Source organism: Providencia sp. PROV076 (assembly GCF_028483405.1).
Taxonomy (GTDB): Bacteria; Pseudomonadota; Gammaproteobacteria; order Enterobacterales; family Enterobacteriaceae; genus Providencia; species Providencia huaxiensis.
This window is the reverse complement of record NZ_JAMPRR010000029.1, coordinates 15,085-36,396: the sequence shown is the minus strand read 5'-3', so window position 1 is coordinate 36,396 and position 21,312 is coordinate 15,085. Positions and strand designations below refer to the sequence as shown.

General features: G+C 39.5%; 23 protein-coding genes and 1 tRNA gene. 14 read left to right on the top strand and 10 right to left on the bottom strand.

Translation table 11 applies throughout. The annotated features are described in order from the left end of the window. Positions 1-35: 35 nt before the first annotated feature. The gene (locus tag PSF67_RS17135; protein ID WP_272677317.1) at positions 36-842 is read right to left on the bottom strand and encodes a prepilin peptidase; all 807 of its coding nucleotides are present in this window, start codon (positions 840-842) and stop codon (positions 36-38) included. 279 nt (positions 843-1,121) lie between these two features. On the opposite strand from PSF67_RS17135, the gene rsmE reads away from it, so the two are divergent. From rsmE to hemW, 9 genes are all read left to right on the top strand, one after another. Further along, complete coding sequence (gene rsmE / locus PSF67_RS17130) at positions 1,122-1,853, top strand: 16S rRNA (uracil(1498)-N(3))-methyltransferase (RefSeq protein ID WP_102139763.1); 732 nt, start codon at positions 1,122-1,124, stop codon at positions 1,851-1,853. Positions 1,854-1,862: 9 nt separating this feature from the next. Beyond that, entirely contained in the window at positions 1,863-2,810 is a 948-nt protein-coding gene (gene gshB, locus PSF67_RS17125) for a glutathione synthase (RefSeq protein ID WP_102139764.1), read from the top strand. Positions 2,811-2,946: 136 nt separating this feature from the next. Next, on the top strand, positions 2,947-3,510 hold the full coding sequence (locus PSF67_RS17120) for a YqgE/AlgH family protein (protein ID WP_102139765.1): 564 nt from the start codon (positions 2,947-2,949) through the stop codon (positions 3,508-3,510). Next, positions 3,510-3,929, top strand: a complete 420-nt coding sequence (ruvX, locus tag PSF67_RS17115; RefSeq protein WP_102139766.1) for a Holliday junction resolvase RuvX — start codon at positions 3,510-3,512, stop codon at positions 3,927-3,929. Before PSF67_RS17120 ends, ruvX begins: the two co-directional genes overlap by 1 nt. Before the next feature lie 147 nt (positions 3,930-4,076). Beyond that, on the top strand, positions 4,077-4,769 hold the full coding sequence (locus tag PSF67_RS17110) for a YggS family pyridoxal phosphate-dependent enzyme (RefSeq protein ID WP_272677316.1): 693 nt from the start codon (positions 4,077-4,079) through the stop codon (positions 4,767-4,769). A gap of 13 nt (positions 4,770-4,782) precedes the next feature. Continuing rightward, complete coding sequence (gene proC / locus PSF67_RS17105; protein ID WP_272677315.1) at positions 4,783-5,604, top strand: pyrroline-5-carboxylate reductase; 822 nt, start codon at positions 4,783-4,785, stop codon at positions 5,602-5,604. 19 nt (positions 5,605-5,623) lie between these two features. Then, a complete protein-coding gene (locus tag PSF67_RS17100; protein WP_094962050.1) occupies positions 5,624-6,208 on the top strand; it encodes a YggT family protein in 585 nt (194 codons plus the stop codon). Between the two features lie 16 nt (positions 6,209-6,224). Next, positions 6,225-6,818, top strand: a complete 594-nt coding sequence (rdgB, locus tag PSF67_RS17095) for an RdgB/HAM1 family non-canonical purine NTP pyrophosphatase (RefSeq protein ID WP_102139770.1) — start codon at positions 6,225-6,227, stop codon at positions 6,816-6,818. Further along, positions 6,811-7,950 carry a radical SAM family heme chaperone HemW gene (gene hemW / locus PSF67_RS17090; RefSeq protein ID WP_102139771.1) on the top strand — a complete coding sequence of 380 codons (1,140 nt, stop codon included), beginning with the start codon at positions 6,811-6,813 and terminating at the stop codon, positions 7,948-7,950. Before rdgB ends, hemW begins: the two co-directional genes overlap by 8 nt. A gap of 162 nt (positions 7,951-8,112) precedes the next feature. On the opposite strand, the gene PSF67_RS17085 is transcribed toward hemW, so the two are convergent. The 5 genes from PSF67_RS17085 to trmB form a co-directional block, all read right to left on the bottom strand. After that, positions 8,113-9,063, bottom strand: a complete 951-nt coding sequence (locus tag PSF67_RS17085; RefSeq protein ID WP_272677314.1) for a siderophore ABC transporter substrate-binding protein — start codon at positions 9,061-9,063, stop codon at positions 8,113-8,115. 192 nt (positions 9,064-9,255) lie between these two features. Continuing rightward, positions 9,256-9,981 (bottom strand): DUF2884 domain-containing protein, encoded by a 726-nt coding sequence (locus tag PSF67_RS17080; RefSeq protein ID WP_272677313.1) that lies wholly within the window; start codon positions 9,979-9,981, stop codon positions 9,256-9,258. Positions 9,982-10,004: 23 nt separating this feature from the next. Beyond that, complete coding sequence (glsB, locus tag PSF67_RS17075) at positions 10,005-10,931, bottom strand: glutaminase B (protein ID WP_102139774.1); 927 nt, start codon at positions 10,929-10,931, stop codon at positions 10,005-10,007. Positions 10,932-11,044: 113 nt separating this feature from the next. Beyond that, the gene (locus PSF67_RS17070; RefSeq protein ID WP_004914167.1) at positions 11,045-11,374 is read right to left on the bottom strand and encodes a YggL family protein; all 330 of its coding nucleotides are present in this window, start codon (positions 11,372-11,374) and stop codon (positions 11,045-11,047) included. After that, complete coding sequence (trmB, locus tag PSF67_RS17065; RefSeq protein ID WP_272677312.1) at positions 11,374-12,093, bottom strand: tRNA (guanosine(46)-N7)-methyltransferase TrmB; 720 nt, start codon at positions 12,091-12,093, stop codon at positions 11,374-11,376. Before trmB ends, PSF67_RS17070 begins: the two co-directional genes overlap by 1 nt. A gap of 289 nt (positions 12,094-12,382) precedes the next feature. Here trmB and mutY point away from each other — a divergent pair, with 289 nt between their 5' ends. From mutY to PSF67_RS17045, 4 genes are all read left to right on the top strand, one after another. Then, positions 12,383-13,435 (top strand): A/G-specific adenine glycosylase, encoded by a 1,053-nt coding sequence (gene mutY / locus PSF67_RS17060; protein WP_272677311.1) that lies wholly within the window; start codon positions 12,383-12,385, stop codon positions 13,433-13,435. A 10-nt stretch (positions 13,436-13,445) separates the two neighbouring features. Then, positions 13,446-13,715: an oxidative damage protection protein gene (locus tag PSF67_RS17055; protein ID WP_004264665.1), complete on the top strand. Its 270-nt coding sequence runs from the start codon at positions 13,446-13,448 to the stop codon at positions 13,713-13,715. A gap of 54 nt (positions 13,716-13,769) precedes the next feature. Continuing rightward, complete coding sequence (gene mltC / locus PSF67_RS17050) at positions 13,770-14,843, top strand: membrane-bound lytic murein transglycosylase MltC (RefSeq protein WP_166267763.1); 1,074 nt, start codon at positions 13,770-13,772, stop codon at positions 14,841-14,843. 184 nt (positions 14,844-15,027) lie between these two features. Beyond that, positions 15,028-15,103, top strand: a tRNA-Phe gene (locus PSF67_RS17045). 296 nt (positions 15,104-15,399) lie between these two features. On the opposite strand, the gene PSF67_RS17040 is transcribed toward PSF67_RS17045, so the two are convergent. From PSF67_RS17040 to PSF67_RS17030, 3 genes are all read right to left on the bottom strand, one after another. Further along, positions 15,400-15,738 (bottom strand): hypothetical protein, encoded by a 339-nt coding sequence (locus PSF67_RS17040; protein WP_195698265.1) that lies wholly within the window; start codon positions 15,736-15,738, stop codon positions 15,400-15,402. A gap of 301 nt (positions 15,739-16,039) precedes the next feature. Beyond that, on the bottom strand, positions 16,040-16,828 hold the full coding sequence (locus PSF67_RS17035) for a MipA/OmpV family protein (protein ID WP_272677309.1): 789 nt from the start codon (positions 16,826-16,828) through the stop codon (positions 16,040-16,042). Positions 16,829-16,848: 20 nt separating this feature from the next. Continuing rightward, entirely contained in the window at positions 16,849-17,664 is an 816-nt protein-coding gene (locus PSF67_RS17030; protein ID WP_210848843.1) for an HARLDQ motif MBL-fold protein, read from the bottom strand. 108 nt (positions 17,665-17,772) lie between these two features. Between PSF67_RS17030 and PSF67_RS17025 the strand changes: the two genes are divergently transcribed. Continuing rightward, positions 17,773-18,705: a LysR family transcriptional regulator gene (locus PSF67_RS17025; RefSeq protein ID WP_272677308.1), complete on the top strand. Its 933-nt coding sequence runs from the start codon at positions 17,773-17,775 to the stop codon at positions 18,703-18,705. A 195-nt stretch (positions 18,706-18,900) separates the two neighbouring features. Here PSF67_RS17025 and PSF67_RS17020 read toward each other — a convergent pair whose 3' ends face one another. Continuing rightward, positions 18,901-21,108 (bottom strand): extracellular solute-binding protein, encoded by a 2,208-nt coding sequence (locus PSF67_RS17020; RefSeq protein ID WP_195698263.1) that lies wholly within the window; start codon positions 21,106-21,108, stop codon positions 18,901-18,903. Positions 21,109-21,312: the final 204 nt, after the last annotated feature.

Here is a 21,312-nt window from a genome sequence, read left to right as displayed (position 1 = left end):
AATCCCCTTCCCTGAATGCGCGTATGGTTGTCATTTTATTCAATTATTGATAGATACAACCATACGCTAGCACTAATAATTAACGCAGGTCCAAATGGGATTTTCTTCGTTTTCTTAGCTATTTTCGCCCGAGGTGATCTCTCCAAATAAGCTAGACTTGTTTGCTGCTTTTTTGGATATATTTTAGGCAATACCCCATAGGTTACCCAGTACTGTAATAACCCCACGCCTGCGGCGGCTCCCAAAAAGTAAGGTAACTGCCAAAGCCCAAGCCAGGCCGAACAAGCAGCAACGAGTTTAAAATCCCCTCTTCCCATTTGCGGTTGATGCGTTTTTTTCTCAACCAATGTCACCACCATTAGCATCACTAAGTAACCGAGCAACACCGCATAAATAGCGGAAACAACATTCCCATTAGGCAAATGGATTTGATATAACAGCCCCAACCATAATAATGGGTATGTAAGGATATCAGGGAGATAACCTATTTTATTATCAATGATAAATAATGGAATTATTAAATTAATATATAACACTAAAAATAAAACCATACGAAAACTGTTAGATGAGCAATATATTATAAAAATTAATGCACTATATATTAGAAGCAGAATAGTATTTTTTATAATAATTTTCGATTCACCGAAACAGATAACAGGAAAATAGATTAGCAGTTTTTTAGTTGAGAAAACCGATATTAACAGCATAGAAAAATAAATAAAAATAACAGTAAAATCAATTAAATAAATGTTAGTTTCATTTTGACACGATAATGTAAGTTGATCCGACGGCGAAATAATAGATATGACCGATGACATTAAAATACAGATTAACTCCTTCATATTAACTCCTTATTCCTTTATGGAGATAAAAATAAATATACTGTGAATTTTCTCTACTCCAAACACTTTAATTCCGTAGGGTATAATCGGTTTATTCGAATATCATTATCACCTAGCTCACTTTCATTGCGGTTTAAGATGTCGCTTATGGCACAGACATACTATAAAAGGCCAGTATTTCGTTATAAACTAGGTAGCAGTGCTTGAGTTTAACAATTCAACCCCCATATTCATCAAAGCTATATTATTTATTAACCCTGTCTGTACTAAGGAAAAACTATGCGCGTTCCACGCATTTATCACCCAGAGCCTCTTCAAATAAATACAACGATTTCTCTTGGTGATGATGCTGCAAACCATGTAGGTCGGGTACTACGCATGACTGCGGGCCAAAAACTCGAACTTTTTGATGGCAGCAATCAAATCTTTAGCGCTGAAATTACTGAAGCTACTAAAAAAAATGTATTCGTGCACATTGAAAATAGCCAGATTGACGATAGAGAATCTCCTCTCGATTTACACCTAGGACAGGTCATGTCTCGTGGGGAAAAAATGGAATTTACCATACAGAAATCTGTTGAACTCGGGGTTAACACCATAACACCTTTATTATCAGAGCGTTGTGGTGTTCGTTTAGACGGTGAACGACTGGAGAAAAAATTACTGCAATGGCAAAAAATTGCGATTGCAGCCTGCGAACAATGTGGCCGTAACCGAATTCCAGAAATTCGCCCAGTGCAGACACTGGAAGCCTGGTGCGCGGAAAATGACGGTGCGTTTAAAGTTAATTTGCACCCACGAGCAACAGAAAGTATTAATACGTTACCCACTGAACTGAAGAAAGTACGATTGTTGATTGGCCCAGAAGGTGGCTTATCAGCAGACGAAATTGCCATGACAGCAAATTATCAATTTACCGATATACTGTTAGGGCCTCGAGTATTACGAACAGAAACGACTGCGCTAACCGCTATCACAGCACTGCAAGTGCGCTTAGGTGATCTGGGGTAAGGAGAAAAAATGATCAAGCTCGGTATAGTGATGGACCCTATTTCGTCCATCAAAATCAAGAAAGACACCAGTTTTGCAATGATGTTGGAAGCTCAGCGTCGTGGTTACGAAATCCATTATATGGAAATGAATGACCTGTATTTACACCAAGGTGAAGCTCGCGCACAAACTAAAATCGTGACGGTCGAAGAAAACCCAGAAAAATGGTATGAATTTCAGGGAGAACAAGATATTGCCCTGAGCTCTCTTGATGCCATTTTAATGCGTAAAGACCCGCCTTTTGATACTGAATTTATCTATGCGACTTATATTCTAGAAAGAGCGGAACAAGCTGGCACCTTAATTGTGAATAAACCGCAAAGCCTACGTGACTGTAATGAAAAACTCTTCACGGCTTGGTTTGCTGAATTAACACCAGACACATTAGTCACTCGCAGCCCACAAAAGTTGAGAGAATTCCACCAAAAACATGGCGATGTTATTTTTAAACCACTAGATGGTATGGGTGGCGCTTCGATTTTCCGCCTCAAGCAAGATGACCCAAATGTGGGTGTGATTATTGAAACGCTAACAGAACATAGTTCCCGCTACTGCATGGCACAAAACTTCCTGCCAGCAATTAAAGATGGTGATAAGCGTGTCTTAGTTGTTGATGGTGAACCCGTTCCGTATTGTTTAGCACGAATTCCAGCTCAAGGCGAAACCCGAGGTAACCTTGCTGCGGGTGGCCGTGGTGAAGCGCGTCCATTAACTGAAAGTGACTGGGCCATCGCACGTGCTGTTGCGCCAACATTGAAAGAAAAAGGCTTAATATTTGTTGGCCTTGATATCATCGGTGACCGTTTAACTGAAATTAACGTGACCAGCCCAACGTGTGCACGGGAAATTGAAGCCGCATTTGATATCTCCATTACCGGTATGTTAATGGATGCCATTGAACGCCGTCTCAATAAATAATTTATAGCGGTGGTTTATTTTTACTGATGATTTTTATTGTTTTTACACGGTAAACGTCATCAGTTTGTTCTACCACCGATAATTTAGCCTTTTATTGTATTCTATTAATTGTGATTAAATTTGCTGGAGTCTAAGTTTGAATCTGCAAAACCATTTTCTTATCGCCATGCCATCCTTAACAGACCCTTATTTTGAACAATCGGTCGTTTATGTGTGTGAGCACAACGAAAAAGGGGCGATGGGGATTGTGATTAACAAACCTATTGATGACTTTTCCGTCGATACGATGCTCAAAAAACTCGAAATCACGATTTCAGATAAAATTGATGATCGTAATTTAAAAAAGCCTGTTATCGCAGGTGGCCCTGTTGCAGAAGAGCATGGGTTTATCTTACACACTCCAGTTAAAGGCTTTTTATCTAGCCTGCACTTAAATGATGAAGTGATGGTGACGACATCAAAAGATATCTTAGAGATGTTAGGAAGTGAACATTCCCCCGCAAACTCATTAGTTGCACTAGGTTATGCAAGTTGGGAACCTGGCCAACTTGAACGGGAAATTATGGAAAATAGCTGGCTAACTGTCGAAGCGTCTCCTCAGCTTATTTTTGACACACCAATTCATGAACGCTGGACCGCAGCAGCTAAATTAATTGGTATTGATATTCATACAATTTCAATGCAAGCGGGGCATGCTTAATGTCTGGAAGAACATTGTTAGCCTTTGATTTTGGAACCAAAAGCATCGGTGTAGCGGTTGGGCAAGAAATTACAGGTACTGCACGGCCATTAACCTCACTAAAAGCCAGTGACGGCCGTCCTGATTGGCAACAAATCGAAAAGTTACTTAAAGAATGGCAACCTCAGTTGGTTATTGTCGGCCTTCCCCTTAATATGGATGGTACCGAGCAACTTGTTACAAGCCAAGCCCGTAATTTTGCAAATCGGATTCATGGCCGTTTTGGTGTTAAAGTCGAATTACACGATGAACGTCTTTCCACTGTTGAAGCAAAAGCTGGCCTTTTTGAACAAGGTGGTTATCGAGCACTAAGTAAAGGCAAAGTGGATTCAGCCTCTGCTGTGGTGATCCTTGAAAGCTGGTTTGAGCAACAGATATAAGTATTGCGCCTTTTGTGTGGTTATTTTTAGCTTAACCTCATGCAATGGTGCCGTTCTGATGTAATTTGCTTTACACTATGGTCAACAGTCGCTATTCATGTATGACATGAATAAAATAGTATTGAATAAACCATATTGAATAAAATAATGACCATTCAAAATAATATCTCTGATGTCACCGCGCGTATTGAGCATGCTGCCGCAGAGTGTCAGCGCTCACCACAAGACATTACGCTACTCGCGGTAAGTAAAACAAAACCTTGTGAAGCTATTTTAGAAGCCATTGAGGCAGGTCAGCGCCAATTTGGTGAAAATTATGTTCAAGAAGGTGTTGAAAAAATTCAATATTTTTCGAACAGAAATGACCTTATTTGGCATTTTATTGGCCCTTTACAGTCAAATAAAAGCCGCCTTGTCGCTGAACATTTTGATTGGTTCCATACCTTAGACAGAGCGAAAATTGCCCAGCGCTTAAATGACCAACGCCCTAGTGAAAAAGCCCCACTCAATGTGCTAATTCAAATTAATATCAGCGATGAAAACAGTAAATCGGGTATAACGCGAGAAGAAGTGGCAGACCTCGCTGCACAAGTCGCGGCTATGCCCAACCTTGTGTTACGTGGGCTGATGACAATCCCTGCACCTGAAACGGATTATGAGCGCCAATGTGCTGTGTTTCATCAAATGAATGAGGCATTTAAGCAATTACAAGCTACTTATCCCACGGTTGACACGCTTTCAATGGGAATGACTGACGACATGCGCGCAGCAATCCATTGCGGTTCAACACTTGTTCGCATAGGAACCGCTATTTTTGGCGCGCGCCAATATCACCAATAAATAGGAGAACAGAATGCAACATCGTAAAATTGCCTTCATCGGCGCCGGAAATATGGCTCACGCCATCATTGCTGGGCTGGTTAACCATGGCTACCCTGCATCGATGATCACAGTGTGTTCTCCTACGCCTGTACGTCGAGAAAAACTGGCTGAACAATATGGCATCATTAGCAGTGATGATAACTTAGCTGCTGTAAAAGCTGCGGATGTGATTGTCCTCGCCGTTAAGCCGCAAATGATGAAAGACGTGTGTGAGCCACTGCAAAATGCGGCTAATTTTGATCAAAAATTAATCCTCACCATTGCTGCTGGGATCCCCGCTGAACGCTATAACGATTATTTCGCTCATCCGTTGAATTTAGTACGCATCATGCCAAATACGCCATCATTGGTGGGAAAAGGCGTTAGTGGGCTATTTGCTCAAGGGAAGGTTTCAGAGCAAGACAAACAATTTGCACAAGAACTGATGCAGAGTGTCGGCTCCACGATTTGGTGCCAACAAGAGCAAGAAATCAATAGCATTATTGCCATTACTGGTAGCTCCCCTGCTTATTTCTTTCTATTTATGGAAGCGATGCAACAAAAAGCAGAACAACTCGGTTATGATAAACAGCAAGCTCGAGAGCTCGTTCTTTATGCGATTGAAGGGGCTGTAGAGCTTGCTAAGTCGCAAAACGACACGGCTTTTTCGACTCTACGTGAACAAGTCACCTCTAAAGGCGGTACCACCGCGATGGCTTTAGAGCAATTTTATAATGGAAATCTTCCGCAGATTGTTGCCGATGCAATGCAAAGCGCAATAAATAGAGCTGAAGAAATGGAAAAACTTTTTTAAATTAATCGCGGAATTCACCATGCAGACCTTAGTATTTGTCGTTACGACCCTGATCCAACTGTATATTTTTGTATTACTACTGCGCGTATGGATGCAGTGGGTACGTGCAGATTTTTATAACCCTTTTTCGAAATTTGTCGTTAAAGCAACACAACCTATCGTCGCACCATTGCGCCGAGTCATTCCTTCTTTTGGCGCGATAGATACCGCATCTGTCGTTGTTGCGTTCATTTTAGCTATTGCAGCCATTATCTTTGGTATGTGGGCGACTAACTTGCTCCCAATTTTAGGCATAAGTATTTTGCCTATGGGGCTGATTTTATTATTAACCTATACAGGTAAATTGATTTTTTGGATGATTTTAATCCGCGCAATTTTAAGCTGGGTCAGCCAAGGCCGTAACCCTGTAGACTATTTATTGTACCAATTAACAGAGCCTTTAATGGCGCCAATTCGCCGTATCATCCCTGCGATGGGCGGGTTAGATTTCTCCGCAATGATTGTTATGTTTATTTTAATCGCTCTGAATTATTTGCGTGTTGATATCTCACTGATGATTGACCCATCATTAACTGCAATGATGTATTCCATTGGTATTATGTAAAAACGAGTTTTAAATAATGCAAAAAGTTGTTTTAGCCACCGGTAACCCCGGAAAAGTGAATGAGTTAGCTGACCTACTACGTGATTTTGGGATGGATATCGTCGCACAAACCTCATTAGGTGTTGAATCTGCAGAAGAAACGGGCTTAACCTTTATTGAGAATGCGATCCTAAAAGCGCGCCATGCAGCAGCGCAAACCGGGTTACCCGCAATTGCTGATGATTCAGGAATTTCCGTTGATGCACTTGGTGGCGCGCCGGGGATTTACTCCGCACGTTATGCGGGGGCAGATGCGACCGATGAGCAAAACCTGATAAAATTACTCGAAGCTATGAAAAATGTGCCTGACGACCAACGCCAGGCTCAATTCAACTGCGTTCTAGTCTATTTACGCCATGCAGAAGACCCGACACCATTGGTTTTTCATGGTCGTTGGCACGGTGTCATCACTCATGAACGCAAAGGCCAAGGCGGCTTCGGTTATGACCCAATATTTTATGTTCCTGAATTAGGTTGCACCTCAGCAGAGTTAACTAAAGCAGAAAAACAAGCCGTTTCACATCGTGGAAGAGCACTCACAATGATGTTGGATGCGCTAAAGAATGCTTAAATTACCCCCGCTGAGCCTGTATATCCATATCCCTTGGTGTGTGCAAAAGTGCCCTTATTGTGACTTCAACTCACACACACTTAAAGGGGAAATCCCTCAGCAAGAATATGTGGCGCACTTATTGGCCGATTTAGACATCGATGCAAAATTAGTTGCTGGGCGTTCGGTAAAAACCATTTTTATTGGGGGTGGAACGCCCAGTTTATTAAGTGCTGAGTCAATGCAGGCTTTAATGGATGGCGTACGTCAGCGAGTTGATCTAGATCCTCACGCAGAAGTCACCATGGAAGCAAACCCCGGCACTGTTGAAGCTGAGCGTTTCGCAGGTTACCAAGCAGCAGGAATCAACCGTATTTCTATTGGTGTACAAAGCTTCGGTAATGACAAATTAATCACTTTAGGCCGTATTCATGGTGCTGACGAAGCGAAACGAGCGGCTCAGTTGGCCACTAATCTTAATTTAAGAAGCTTTAACCTCGATTTAATGCACGGGTTACCTGCACAAACTCAAGTTGAAGGTTTATCTGACCTGCGCCAAGCCATTGAACTTGCACCTCCGCACCTGTCTTGGTACCAATTAACCATTGAACCCAACACCCAATTTGGCTCACGTCCTCCAGTATTACCCGATGACGATACGCTGTGGGATATTTACACCGAAGGCCATAAATTATTAAGTGCGGCAGGTTATCAGCAATATGAAACATCCGCCTATGCTAAACCTGGTTACCAATGCCAACACAACCTCAATTACTGGCGCTTTGGTGACTATTTAGGCATCGGTTGCGGTGCTCATGGAAAAATTTCTTTTGAAGATGGCCAAATTTTACGAACCGTAAAAACAAAACATCCTCGGGGTTATATGGAAGGCCGATACATGCATCAATCTTATGATGTTGACGCCTCCGATAGGCCATTTGAATATTTCATGAACCGTTTTCGTTTACTTGAAGCCATGCCTCGAAGTGAATTTACCCAATATACAGGGTTACCAGAATCAACAGTTAGAGCGGCTATTGATGAAGCCTTAGCTAAAGGTTATATCATAGAAACTGTGGATGAATGGCAGATCACAGAGCATGGAAAATTGTTTCTCAATTCCCTATTAGAGTTATTTTTAGGTGAAGAATAGCAATTATTCCGTTCATTTATAAATCATTTCGCTTGTAAATTAGATGAAAGCCCACTTCAAATTAAAGTGGGCTTTTTATTTAGAGGTAAAAATGAAATAGACAAGAATAACAATTGAGGTAATACATATTGCCACCATCAATAAGACAGCGGCAGATATCAGTTACAGTGCATTAACTACCGCATTAACTTGTTCAGTTAAGCTGACTAAACCACCACCTGACAAATACCATAAGTCAGATTGCAGGTAAGTAATTTTGCCATCTTTATAAGCTTTGGTTTCTTGAATATTGCTATCTTCAAATACCGTTTTATCCAATTTACCTGCTCCAATCGCTTCGCTACGGTCAACAATCAGGATCACGTCAGGATCCGCTTGAGCAATAGTTTTGGTATCCACTACACGGCGTTTTGCTTTATCTGCACTTTCATCAACAGGTAGTTCAGAACGTTGCGCTTTCACAACGTTGTAAACAACGGCTTGGCTGTTTGGAATTAATTTACCGTCGTTATGCATCAGCACTAATACTTTCTTATTAGAATCAGCCGCTTTTTTCTGAGCGTCTACAATGACTTTATCTAATTGTACCAACTGCTCATCAACCGCTTTTTGGTTACCATAAAGTTCGCCAATCACACCAATATTGGCTTTCACAGAATCAATATAGTGTTTGCTATCAGAACCTAAATTAATGGTTGGTGCAATTTTTGATAACTCATCATAAGACTTACCTTGACGACCTGTGATCACAATCAGGTCAGGTTTTAATTGCGCGATTTTGGCTAAATCAGGTTGTTTCATTCCACCTGCATTTTCCATTGATGCAGGAATGCTGCCTTTTATATAAGCGGGAGCATTGCCTGTTGGTAGTGCAACAACCTTGTCACCTAAGCCGAGTTTTTGCATTGAGTCATAAACACCGAAATCAAACAGAACCACTTTTTGTGGTTTTTTCATGACTTCAGTTTCACCTGACAGGTGTTTGATCGTCACTTTTTCAACACCTTGTGCTGTCACGGCATTTGGCGTGAAAGTGGTAGATTCAGCGCTGAGAGCGAAAGGCGCAGAGAATGACAACACAGAAACAAGCAGAGCAGGTATGAATTTTTTCATTTAAATGATCCCAATTTAAGTCATTAAGCCAAACCCGCATTGTAAAGTGAGCAGCTTAGATGTCAATCAAATAAGAATCAATTTCATTTTCATTCCCATTAATGGAATTAATATCACACAAATTGATGATGACGATAATATTGATAAATAAAAAAACAGTAATGTACAAAAAATACATTACTGCTCATAAGGTTATTTGATTGAATTAAGTAATGAGACGCGTTGTTGTTCGATTGAGGTCACTTTAGAACAAACTTGTTGGCCAAATTGCTGGAAGCTTTTCTCTTGTTTTTTCCATTCAGATTCAAGCTCTTGTTGTAACCCACCTAAGTTCCCTAACACACCTTGTAGCGCTTTACTGGCGTCACCACCCGATAATAATTGCTTGCGCCCCATTTCGTTGATGCTGTCTTGTAAAATGCCGCCTAAACTTTCATTAACTAGCTCGCGCCCTTTCGTTTCAACGGTTTTCATGGCTTCATGGTGAAAAACATAACCACTAGGGCGAGTCTCAATAATTTGATTGATTTGCCCATTAAGCTCTTTTTCTAATTTTGTTAACCGGTTACGGATATTGCTATCGCTACCGACCACTTTAACGACAACTTTGTCTATCGTTTCCCTTGAGGTTGATAATTTTTTTTCTGATTCTAGTTTTATCCAAGGTAAGTCCTGACGAATAGCGGCTTGGTAACGAATAGCTTGCTGCTTTTGGGCCTCTGTTGCAGCAATATTTTTACCGTTAAGTGTGATATCACCATTTGGCGTAATTTTTAAATCGCCACTCGCACCAATAACTTGCACACTTTCAGGAGTCATAACGATGTCATCCTTTGGTGTTACAGAACAGTTATAATCTGCAGCTTGGCTCGTTGCACAAGCAAGGAGTGAAAATGCAATTAATGTACGGCGTAACATAAAATCTCCTAGTAGAGCATGAATTAAAAAACAGAACGCCCAATTCGTTTCGATAGCAACTCTAAAGCCGCACAGCCGACTAAAGAGTTCCCCGCCGAGTCTAGCTCAGGTGACCAAACCGCGACAGTAAATTGGTTTGGTACTACGCAGACAATCCCCCCGCCAACGCCTGACTTTCCGGGCATTCCTATCCGAAATGCAAACTCACCAGAGCCGTCATACATACCACAAGTCATCATTAATGCATTGATTTGCCTTGATTGTAGCGGTGTGATGATAGGGTCAATGGAGCAAGATGACATTCCTTGCGATGTTAAATAGGAAAAACATCTCGCTAATTCAACACAGTTCATACTTAGAGAACAATAATGAAAATAAGTTTCGAGAACCGTTAAAACATCATTTTCAAAATTCCCAAAAGATTTCATAAGATAAGCAATGGCTGCATTACGACTGGCGTGTTCCAATTCTGAGCGAGCAACAACCGTGTCATAGCTGATATCAGGTTCGCAAGATAGCTTTCGGACAAACTCCAACATACGCTGTTTAGGTGCGCTTAGGCGTGATTGCAGCATATCCGCAATAACAATGGCCCCCGCATTGATAAACGGGTTTCGAGGTATCCCCTTTTCCATTTCAATTTGAATTAACGAATTAAAGGGTAGCCCTGAGGGTTCTTTACCTACGCGGCTCCAAATTTCCTCTTCCTCATAACGCGTCATTGCAAGTGTAAGGCTTAATACTTTTGAAATAGATTGGACTGAAAAGCGTTGGTACGCGTCCCCTGCGGTAAAAATATCGCCATCGATTGTGGATACCGCAATGCCTAAATGATGGGAAGGCACGCAACCTAAAGCAGGAATATAATTTGCAACACAACCTTGCCCAATCAGTGGGCGAACTTGGTCTAGGATATCGTTGAGTAGCTGGTTAGAAAACATGGCGCTCAAAACGTTGACTCCAGATAGTATTTGCAACAGAAAATAAAGGCACCCAATTTTTGGATGCCTCTTCAAGCGACTGAAAAATCAGTTTATTTATTGAGATTTACTCAATAAAATTATTATTCCCACCAAACATCAAAAAGCTCAGAAACGACGACGTCATTCATCCCTTTTGATTTTAGCCAATTTTCAACAATTTGGCGGTGCTCTTCGGTACATTTACCAATTTTTTGCAGGCAAACGATCCCTTCCCAGCTCATATAGCCACTAGCTTCAAACGCTAAACCATTCGGTTCAATCGCTTCTGCAATCAGTTGGTCAACGGTGCTGTCAACTTCCTCAATCGGCGTACCTTCTTTAAAGCTCCACTTAACGGTAAAGCCTAACTCTTGGAACTCATCCAAGCGTAATTTTTTACGTAAACGACGACTACGTGGTTGTTTAGCCATTATTTGATCCTCTCAAACATTAAATCCCATACACCGTGCCCTAACCGCTGGCCGCGCTTTTCAAATTTTGTTTCTGGTCTTGTTTCTGGACGAGGAACGTAATCACCTGATGGTGATAAGTTTTTATACCCTTCGACACTCTTCATCACTTCAAGCATGTGCTCTGCATAAGGCTCCCAATCCGTTGCCATATGGAAAACACCACCAATAGCTAGTTTGCTGCGAATTTTTTCTGCAAATGGAACTTGCACAATACGACGCTTATTGTGTTTCGCTTTATGCCATGGATCAGGGAAAAATAACTGAACCATTTCAAGGCTACCATTTGGGATCATGCAGTCTAAAACTTCTATTGCATCATGGCACATCACCCGTAAATTAGTGATATTTTCTTCTTTTGCCGATGCTAAACATGCGCCAACACCAGGTGCATGAACTTCAATGCCTAAAAAGTTTTTATCTGCATTTTGAGATGCCATGGTCACCAATGAGGCGCCCATCCCAAAGCCAATTTCCAAAGTCACTGGATTTGAGTTATTGAATACTTTGGCAAAATCAAAAGGCTCATTGATAAAATCGATGCCTTTTTCTGCCCATTCTTTTTCTAATGCGTCTTCCTGACGTTTTGTCAGACGCCCTTGACGGCGGACAAAACTACGGACTCGGCGCATAACCCGCCCATCTTCATTATATTCGGGGGAGATAACATTATTGATCATAATAAAGGTTCTAAAATGAGTGCCCAATTAAGTTAATGTGCCAACAATCAAGTGGATAAGATGATGAATTACCAAACCCATCAAACTATAGCCCTATATGCCCAAGTTGTAGTAACTAACCTTACCCTTGAAACATGGTGGATACCGGAGTTTAGCAAAACTTCCACAAGGATGCAGTTGATAATTCGCTAACTTTACACTAAACAACACAATAGCGGTTTACAGCCCCCTTCGTCTATGTTGCAATTCCTATCATGACTGGAAATATCAATAAAAAATAAAATTATTAATGGAAGCTCAACAATTTTCATCTGCAGTGCTCAACTGGTATCACAAATACGGTCGTAAAACGTTGCCATGGCAACAGGAAAAATCGTCCTACCATGTGTGGTTATCAGAAGTTATGCTGCAACAAACCCAAGTGAGTACTGTAATCCCTTATTTTGAGAAGTTTATCTCTCGCTTTGAGGATGTGACCGCCCTTGCCAACGCACCTCTTGATGAAGTTTTACACTTATGGACAGGGCTCGGCTATTACGCTCGGGCTCGAAACCTCCATAAAGCCGCTCAAGTGGTCGCAACTCAATATGGTGGCTCGTTTCCCACTACATTTGATGAGGTTTTAGCGCTGCCCGGTGTTGGTCGCTCCACTGCTGGGGCAATTTTATCATTATCACAAAAACAGCATTACCCTATTCTCGATGGTAATGTTAAACGCGTATTAGCTCGCGCTTATGCGGTTGATGGCTGGCCGGGTAAAAAAGAAGTCGAAAACCGTTTGTGGGAAATCAGCACTGATGTCACCCCACAAGTGGGAGTTGAATTTTTTAACCAAGCGATGATGGATTTAGGCGCTATGGTCTGTACTCGCAGTAAACCAAAATGCGAACTATGCCCCCTCAATTTTGGCTGCGTAGCCTATGCCAATCATTCATGGCAAAACTACCCAGGCAAAAAACCTAAGCAGAAAATCCCTGAGAGAAGTGCTTGGTTTTTGATTATGCAGCATGACGATAATGTGTGGCTAGAACAGCGTCCACCATCTGGCATTTGGGGTGGCTTATTTGCCTTCCCACAGTTTGACTCTTTAAAGCAACTTAATGATTATCTGGCCGAATCAGGCTTAGAATATTCTCAATTAGAGCAATTAATTTCTTTCCGCCACACATTTAGCCATTTTCATTTAGATATTATCCCTGTAAAAGTTAACATTCAGGCATTTAATTCTGCCATGGATGAAGGCAAAGGACTCTGGTATAACTTACACCTAGGCGCAACTATCGGCCTTGCAGCCCCAGTTGAAAGTTTACTAAAACAGCTCGCCTTACTACCTGATATTTGAGGAAAAATTAATGAGTAGAACCATTTTTTGTACATTTTTACAACGTGATGCAGATGGGCAAGATTTTCAGCTTTACCCAGGTGAGTTAGGAAAACGTATTTTTAACGAGATTTCAAAAGAGGCGTGGAGTCAGTGGATGACAAAGCAGACCATGCTCATTAATGAAAAGAAGCTCAATACGATGAACCCTGATGATCGTAAAATGTTAGAACAAGAAATGATTAAGTTCTTGTTTGAAGGCCATGACATCCATATTGATGGCTATACACCTGAAAAATAATCTGTTTGTCTACCTACTCAGTAGGTAGACTTTTGCCCCAAGACTGTGAATCGTATGAAAAAACTATTTGCGCTGAGTTTATTGATCCCTCTAATTGTCTCTTGTTCTAGCAAGCAAAAACCTGACTTTAACCCGGATTATGTCAAAGATACTAATGGGTTCAATATCTTAATGGGCCAATTTGCCCACAATATTGAAAATATTTGGGGCATTAAAGAAGTGTTAATTGCTGGTCCAAAAGACTATGTAAAATATACCGATGAGTACCGAACTCGTAGCCATATTAATTTTGATGCAGGGACCATTACTGTAGAGACTATTTCAGCGGTAGAACCTTCACAGTACTTAAAAAAAGCTATTGTCACCACTTTATTAATGGGAGACGACCCCAATTCCATTGACCTCTATTCTGATATCAATGATATTCCCCATAGCAAAGAACCCTTTTTATTTGGTCAAGTACTCGATAACACAGGTGAAGCGATTCGTTGGGAATGGCGAGCCACAAAGTTTGCTGATTATCTGGTAGAAAATAAAATGCAGCGCCGCCAATCTGGTATGAATATTGTTTGGTCCGTAACTATGCAACTAGTACCAAACCATTTAGATAAACGGGCTCATAAATATTTACCTTATATTAAGAAATCCTCGGCCAAATATGGCGTAGATGAGTCCTTAATCCTCGCGATTATGCAAATTGAGTCGAGTTTCAACCCTTATGCGGTTAGCCGTTCTGATGCGCTTGGCTTAATGCAAATTATGCCAAACACAGCTGGTAAAGATGTTTTCCGCTCACAAGGAAAATCCGGTGTTCCTAGCCGTAACTATTTATTTGACCCAGAGAAAAACATTGATACGGGTACGGCTTACTTAGCTATATTGCAAAACAGCTACTTAGGCGATATTCGTAACCAAACCTCACGCCGCTATGCTGTTATTACCGCATATAATGGCGGGGCTGGTAGCGTACTACGCGTCTTCCACAGCGATAAAAAACAAGCCGCACAGCGCATTAACAATTTAGAACCAGGTGAAGTGTATGAAACCTTGTCCACTAAGCACCCAGCTGCTGAGTCACGTAATTACCTCATTAAAGTGAACAAAGCACAGAAAAATTATTTACGTTAAAATTTTTCCAATATTGGATGCCAGCCAAAATCGGATTTAAGGCTGGCATCAGTTATTAACCTTAATGATTTTATGTATTTTCGATTAAAAACTAGCTAACATGTTGAAAAAAAGCGCATACAGTCAAAAGTTTATTGAAAGCGCCTTGACTCAACCAATGAAATCAGGTTTAATACGCTCCGTTGCCCGGATAGCTCAGTCGGTAGAGCAGGGGATTGAAAATCCCCGTGTCCTTGGTTCGATTCCGAGTCCGGGCACCACTCATTCAAAGAACCCGCCCAAAAGGCGGGTTTCTGCTTTGTATCTCTCTGAAGTCAACACTCGCCCAATTTCAACTAAATTCAACTCGCCCCCATATGAACCCCATTGTGCGAGTATAGTTACGGGTAGGATCACCCCAAGTGGTTACAACCTACTATAAATTAAGTAGGTTTCGATATTGTTTAAAGAAAGCTTTCAAGCCCACCTATTGATAGCGCCTGTGGAGGCTAATTAGTATAAAGCTTTCTCTATCGGAAAATAAAAATACGGTAACGAAGACTAAACATGAAATAATTTATAATTCTAAATATTTAATAATGTTAACTCTCATGAATTTTACCTTAATAAACTTAGGTGTTATTGCGTCAAGAACCGGGCCAAAGCTATGATAAAAATCATGCTCCCAAAAATAGGATTTAAATTGATATCTTCTATTCCAATTTTTGTCTGATTGTATAGTTACCCTTAATATATTCCCTAATTCATTCAATGATGAAATAGTTACTTTTATTTCCGACTTATTTTTAGCAATTGCATATACAATCCCTATCTTAGGATATAAGTCATAGTTGATACACTCATAGAAATTACTTTCATTTAAAACCCTGATTACTCTACTAATTGGCAAAATCATAATAATCCTAAAATGATGCTATATCATATAGCATCACATATTATATATTTATATGACTAATGATTGTGTGAATAATTTTTGTATCTATATCCTTGAGACCTCATGCACTCAGCAATAAGTTCAGGCCTATCAGTATAGCTCACGAGTGCAATACCGATATCGTATTTACATTTTGACAATACATTTTGAGTGTCATCATAATTAACACCTTCTTTATACCACCCAGGACCTATTGCACACCCATATAGTATAAATATAGAAAGCGTCACAATGATTTTTAAATTATTTTTTATCATATTATTTAAAATGAATAAGTCATTCCAATCATATTTATTAATCCATACTTCTGTTTAACTATTGGGCTATTTACTGAATCACCTAATAGATAATACCCACCAGATTTCAGGTTCAAATATAAATCATCAAACAATTTGTAGTTAACTCCAAACAGTACACCTACATCCTTAAACCCGCTATTAGGCGTATAAGGTAAATAGCTTGTTTTCATTGATTGCTCTTCGGTAACACCAAAGTAAGCTTGATTATAATTTTTATTCACATATCTAATAGAAACATTTGAATCAATCGACCACTCATTATTTAATTCAAAATTAGAATTAATACCGAATTCATATCGTGTTGCATTATCGATTTTTTTCCCGCCATAATTTCTATGCCCAATAGCCGTTAAAGAGTTTATATAGAGAGAATGCTCGTTTATAGCATAGCTAATCTCTAAGCCTGCTGCAACAGCTCCTTTTAGATCCCCCATGCCTTTTAGATCAGTATTTTTATTTCCAGAAAACCCTATTTCCTCTTTTCTACCTTGCAAGTAAGTTCCAATAACCCCAACATTAATACTGTCATATATATTATATTGCCATTTAGCCCCCTCTGTTCCAATACTGAATATCCCATAGTCATCAGTTAATTCAGTGTATTGAATCATAGCATCTGGAGTTAGTATATATTTCTTAGCCCCCTCATAAGGAGTTACCACTCCAGCACCTACTCCTATTTTTAATTCACTAGCAGATATGCAAGCACAGAAAAACATCCCAGTAATAGGAAATATATAATTACGGTTCATTAATATCCTTTTTTTAATGCTTATTGAAGTTGACTAATTAAAGACATTCTTGATTTTTCAACATATAAACCCAAACCATCTTTATCGTAAAATGCTTTTTCATTTCCATTCCTGAGAGATTCAAGTTTATCTTTAAGACCAAATCGCTCACCTTTACTGGCTACAAATATATCGACTTCTTGGTTAGCCAACACATAATAACTATGTTGTAAATCTTCTATTATTTCAGGGTAATTTAGATTGTTGACCAAGTAATACCCCGGGGTAGCTAAACTATCTGCATATATCAATTTATCTCCATTATTTAATTTAACGCGCCAAGAGTTAGAACCAGGTAAGTGGCCTGGTGTAAATAAAGAAGTGAATACAACACCACCTAACTCAATTTCTTCTCTGTCATTTATGTAAATATCAACATCAACAGGAGGAAATAATAATTTATCACCTAATGCAAAATCCTCAGCGCCACCCAATATTAATTGAGCTGCATTGATTCTATTAGAAACAACCTTGGCCCCACTAACTTTTTTTAAATATGCAATTCCACCAGCTTGATCAAGTCTCGCGTGGCTATTCAAAATATACTTAATATCCTTGAGTTTAAAACCAAGTTTCTCAATATTATTTTTAATCAATTCCGCACTTTCGTTTAATCCAGCATCTATTAATACATGACCTTTATTTGTTGTTATCAGTATTGAAGTCAGATTATTAGTTCCTACGTACCATACCTGTGGAGCCATCTGAAAAGACTCTATTGGTTTTGCCCATTCTAAAAAAATACTCTTTGGCGGTACTTCAGAGAGCGGCTGTTCAGGATGCAATGCAGCACTCATAGATGCAGGAAAAAGCAAGCCGTGTAAGCCAATCAATGCTATAAATTTTATTTTTTTCATAAAACTCAGGTTCGTTTGTAATTGAGGGTAAATGATAGTATAAACAAAATGAATACTGCTCAATTTAATACAAAGAAAATGAACCTTAATCAATTTGACTTTAATCTTCTAAAAGTTTTATATGCTCTTCTTTTAACATCTAGTACAAAGGAAGCCGCAGCTAAACTCCATATTTCTCCTTCAGCAGTTAGTCATGCACTCAGCAGGTTAAGAGCATCACTTGGCGATCCCCTATTCAAAAGAGAAAATAATAAACAAATTCCAACACCTTTTGCTTTGAGTTTAAAAGAGAAACTTGTTCCATTATTTATATCCCTTAATGATGACCTTTTCACTGAGGCTATAGACGGCTCTAGAACATTTAAGGTTGTTTGTCCCCCAGCTTTAATAGACATTATTACCCCAATACTATCTGAGCAGTGTGAATTAGCTGGTTGTTATATTGAATGCGTAACTTACCAAAGGCGTTCGTGGCGAGATGAAGTTCTAGATGGTTCTATTGATTTGGTGTTCGCTGTTGGAAGTGAACAAAAACCAGTGTCATCCTTAAAATATGAAACAATCGGTGAAAGTAAATTGCTTGTAATATATGGGAAAGATGCAAAACTGGAGTTCAATAATTCCACAGAAATTAGTTTAGAGGAATTAGTTAAATACAAACACGTATATTGTTTACCTTGGTTGCAAGATGAAAATGAATTAGATAGACAACTAAATAGAAGGGGAATGTCTCGTAATATAGGATTTAAATGCCCTGAATACTCACAAGTGATCCCTGCATTGAATAATAGCTCAATGCTTGCAATTGTTCCTGAGCCCTGGCTTCGTAACAGTGGTCTCAAAAATACAGTAAATATTCGAAACCTGCCTGACGATTTGGCATTGGGTCGGTTGTTCATAATGTATCGAAAATCAATGCAACCCTGGAAAAAAAAGATAGTGGCAATACTTAAATCAAAAGCTGGTCAGTATTATGAATAAAACAAGTGGCCTAGCCATGATTTTTCTTATCATCAATCTCCCACAACCATAAAAGTGAATAAAAATGACTGAGCGAAACGCTCTTCATCACAAATTACTTGTGCGAAGAAGATAACTTGTGCGGATAAAATTAAAAAGTAATGACGCCTTATCATCTGTTTATCCGCTGATTTAAAATACCAATTAACCCGCTATTTACCTCTCACCTTGAGTATCAACCAATAAGCGCTGGTTAATATATTCAATCGTCTCATCTATAGTCATGATTTTATTCACAACGTTAGTAATTCCTTGCCCGATAATGACCTCAGCTTGGCGCAAGTTAAACAACTTACCGTTTGGAATTGAAGATTCACGGATCCCTCGGTTTATTTCTTGGTAAGCAAGGGGCATCCATGGGTAACGATAGCAAACCTCTTGATTATGGCTGAAATCTTGATGATTACTGTTGCCCCCCAATAAAATGAGGTGATCCATTACTATTGGTGAATAAAGCCAACGATAAAATTGTTCTGCATAATGGTTTTTTTGGCTGTAGCGAGAAACACCTAATGCCCCACCGCCCAATTGAGGAATACCCCCAGGCACAGAAGCAAAACCAATTTTAGGGAAAATATCACTATGAGCGACATCGTTAAACAGGTTCATATAAGCAATCAACATAGCAAGTTTTCCTTGCTCAAATTGCTCAACGGATTCACTCCACCATTTATTATGAATATTTTCTGTAATAGAAACTTGATGAAGATATTCACTTAATACCTGGCCTGCTAATGGCATTTCTAATCTAGGAATATGGCCATGACTTATTAACCGTCCACCTGCTGCGTAATACCTTAATAAATACTCAGTGGCAATTAACCCAGCGCTGCCTAACGTCGTTGATGCACCAAAAGGCCGTAAAAACTCCCCTTCTTCATGTAGCTCTGTGAAAAATTGAGTTACCTGGTCGTATTCAGTAAAAGAAATGGGAACGGTTAGCTCTTGTCCCGTTTTTTCGTAATACATTCTTCTTAAAATAGGATCTTCGAAGAGATCTTTACGATAAAATAACATTTGTGCACTGGCATCGAATGGCATGGCATATGCTGTATCATTCACCAAACTAAATTTTTGCTGTGTCGGTAAGGAAAAGTTACTTAATAAATCCGTTACTCCATTTCCTATTTTATCCAATGGTTGTAGGATGCGTTCCGCAAACCAAGGAAAACAGGCCATATCAATACGTAGTAAGTCATAATAAGGGTGTAAATGGAGCTGCCCTAATATTTGGTAAACTTCATCATAAGGATAAACAGCTAAATTAACCTTAATTCCTGTTTGCCGATAAAAATGTGGTAGTAGTTTTTTAAGTGCGTTTGTTGAAGGGCTGGGTAAAGTGAGTAAATTTAAGGTTTGATCAGATTCATTGTCAGTAATTATTGCTGGTGTTGCCGTATAAAGGTTGCCACTTTGATTACGAACGTAGACAGTATTCTTCCCCGAAGTTTTCTTTTCGAGATCTTCTCTCATCAGTTCATCGACCACTTCCAATCCTAATTGTGCATAGTTCATAGGAAAACAATGCAACCCTTTTAGTATCGGAGGAATGTTGCCACTTAAAGCAAAAATTGCAGGGCAATCGCCTTCACTTCCAAAAAAACTTGCCTGGGTTAAAAAACTGGCTTTTTCAATATCTTCAGCAACAAATAAATCAGGTATTTGCTCCTCAGAGAAAAAACCAAAAGCCGCCTTATAAGATTCATCATTAGAAGCACGAATAATAATAAATTTTTTATTCGGGGCCTTCTGTTTAAGGTTATTTTGTAACTCACTGACAAAGGTGGCGTGCTCTAAATCGCCATGATCATCACTAAAAATACCCACTAACTGGCTTCGACTTGCCGCAATTTGTTGGCAAATGGCATCAGCTGCCTGAGAGTAATCCAATGTGAAAAAGTGGTAAGCATTTGCAGGCTGACGATAAATAAAAATAATTTGAGAAGCGGTTAATTTTAAGGTGTCAAAATAGATGGTAGCATCCTGCAAACAACTGACTGCCACAACTTGCTTATAACCGCCAGCTGCAATTTTTTGTAATGCATCAAGTTCTGTCGTTTCCAGATCATCCGTCAAAAATAGATCATAAGTTATCTCAGGATACTGGGCCATCGATTGCCTAAATGAATTAAAAAATATTGCATACTTATCAGACACTAATTGCGGTAAAAGTATTGCTACCTTCTGGCTCTTATTGGTTCTCAATAATTGAGCTTGTGTATTTAACTGATATCCCATTTGCTTGGCAGCTTTATAGACTGCTTCAATTTTCTCAACACTCACATTTCCCCGCTTATTCAATACATTAGAAACGGTCCCATGAGAAACACCTGCTAATTTTGCGATATCTTTGATTGTTGCCATTTGTCTTTTTCACCTTGATTGTTGCTACCAATAGCATACCTGAATTATTCATCGCGACTACCGATAATTGTTTTGAACGTTCCATAGAAAATTAGTTTACAAAACAAGCTAATAACATAGATATTGCAGTTTTTACCCATTTCTTAACCCATTAAAACAAAAATCAATTAAATCAATAATATGAAAAATATTTTTTGAATGAGA

Coding starts and splice junctions, on each gene's coding strand:
- hemW (WP_102139771.1), top strand. CDS start 6,811: ATGCTTAAATTACCCCCGCTGAGCCTGTATATCCATATCCCTTGGTGT.
- PSF67_RS17135 (WP_272677317.1), bottom strand. CDS start 842: ATGAAGGAGTTAATCTGTATTTTAATGTCATCGGTCATATCTATTATT.
- rdgB (WP_102139770.1), top strand. CDS start 6,225: ATGCAAAAAGTTGTTTTAGCCACCGGTAACCCCGGAAAAGTGAATGAG.
- PSF67_RS17085 (WP_272677314.1), bottom strand. CDS start 9,063: ATGAAAAAATTCATACCTGCTCTGCTTGTTTCTGTGTTGTCATTCTCT.
- PSF67_RS17040 (WP_195698265.1), bottom strand. CDS start 15,738: ATGATTTTGCCAATTAGTAGAGTAATCAGGGTTTTAAATGAAAGTAAT.
- PSF67_RS17030 (WP_210848843.1), bottom strand. CDS start 17,664: ATGAGTGCTGCATTGCATCCTGAACAGCCGCTCTCTGAAGTACCGCCA.
- rsmE (WP_102139763.1), top strand. CDS start 1,122: ATGCGCGTTCCACGCATTTATCACCCAGAGCCTCTTCAAATAAATACA.
- mutY (WP_272677311.1), top strand. CDS start 12,383: ATGGAAGCTCAACAATTTTCATCTGCAGTGCTCAACTGGTATCACAAA.
- trmB (WP_272677312.1), bottom strand. CDS start 12,093: ATGATCAATAATGTTATCTCCCCCGAATATAATGAAGATGGGCGGGTT.
- PSF67_RS17035 (WP_272677309.1), bottom strand. CDS start 16,828: ATGAACCGTAATTATATATTTCCTATTACTGGGATGTTTTTCTGTGCT.
- PSF67_RS17100 (WP_094962050.1), top strand. CDS start 5,624: ATGCAGACCTTAGTATTTGTCGTTACGACCCTGATCCAACTGTATATT.
- PSF67_RS17080 (WP_272677313.1), bottom strand. CDS start 9,981: ATGTTACGCCGTACATTAATTGCATTTTCACTCCTTGCTTGTGCAACG.
- PSF67_RS17110 (WP_272677316.1), top strand. CDS start 4,077: ATGACCATTCAAAATAATATCTCTGATGTCACCGCGCGTATTGAGCAT.
- mltC (WP_166267763.1), top strand. CDS start 13,770: ATGAAAAAACTATTTGCGCTGAGTTTATTGATCCCTCTAATTGTCTCT.
- gshB (WP_102139764.1), top strand. CDS start 1,863: ATGATCAAGCTCGGTATAGTGATGGACCCTATTTCGTCCATCAAAATC.
- PSF67_RS17070 (WP_004914167.1), bottom strand. CDS start 11,374: ATGGCTAAACAACCACGTAGTCGTCGTTTACGTAAAAAATTACGCTTG.
- PSF67_RS17055 (WP_004264665.1), top strand. CDS start 13,446: ATGAGTAGAACCATTTTTTGTACATTTTTACAACGTGATGCAGATGGG.
- ruvX (WP_102139766.1), top strand. CDS start 3,510: ATGTCTGGAAGAACATTGTTAGCCTTTGATTTTGGAACCAAAAGCATC.
- proC (WP_272677315.1), top strand. CDS start 4,783: ATGCAACATCGTAAAATTGCCTTCATCGGCGCCGGAAATATGGCTCAC.
- PSF67_RS17020 (WP_195698263.1), bottom strand. CDS start 21,108: ATGGCAACAATCAAAGATATCGCAAAATTAGCAGGTGTTTCTCATGGG.
- PSF67_RS17025 (WP_272677308.1), top strand. CDS start 17,773: ATGAATACTGCTCAATTTAATACAAAGAAAATGAACCTTAATCAATTT.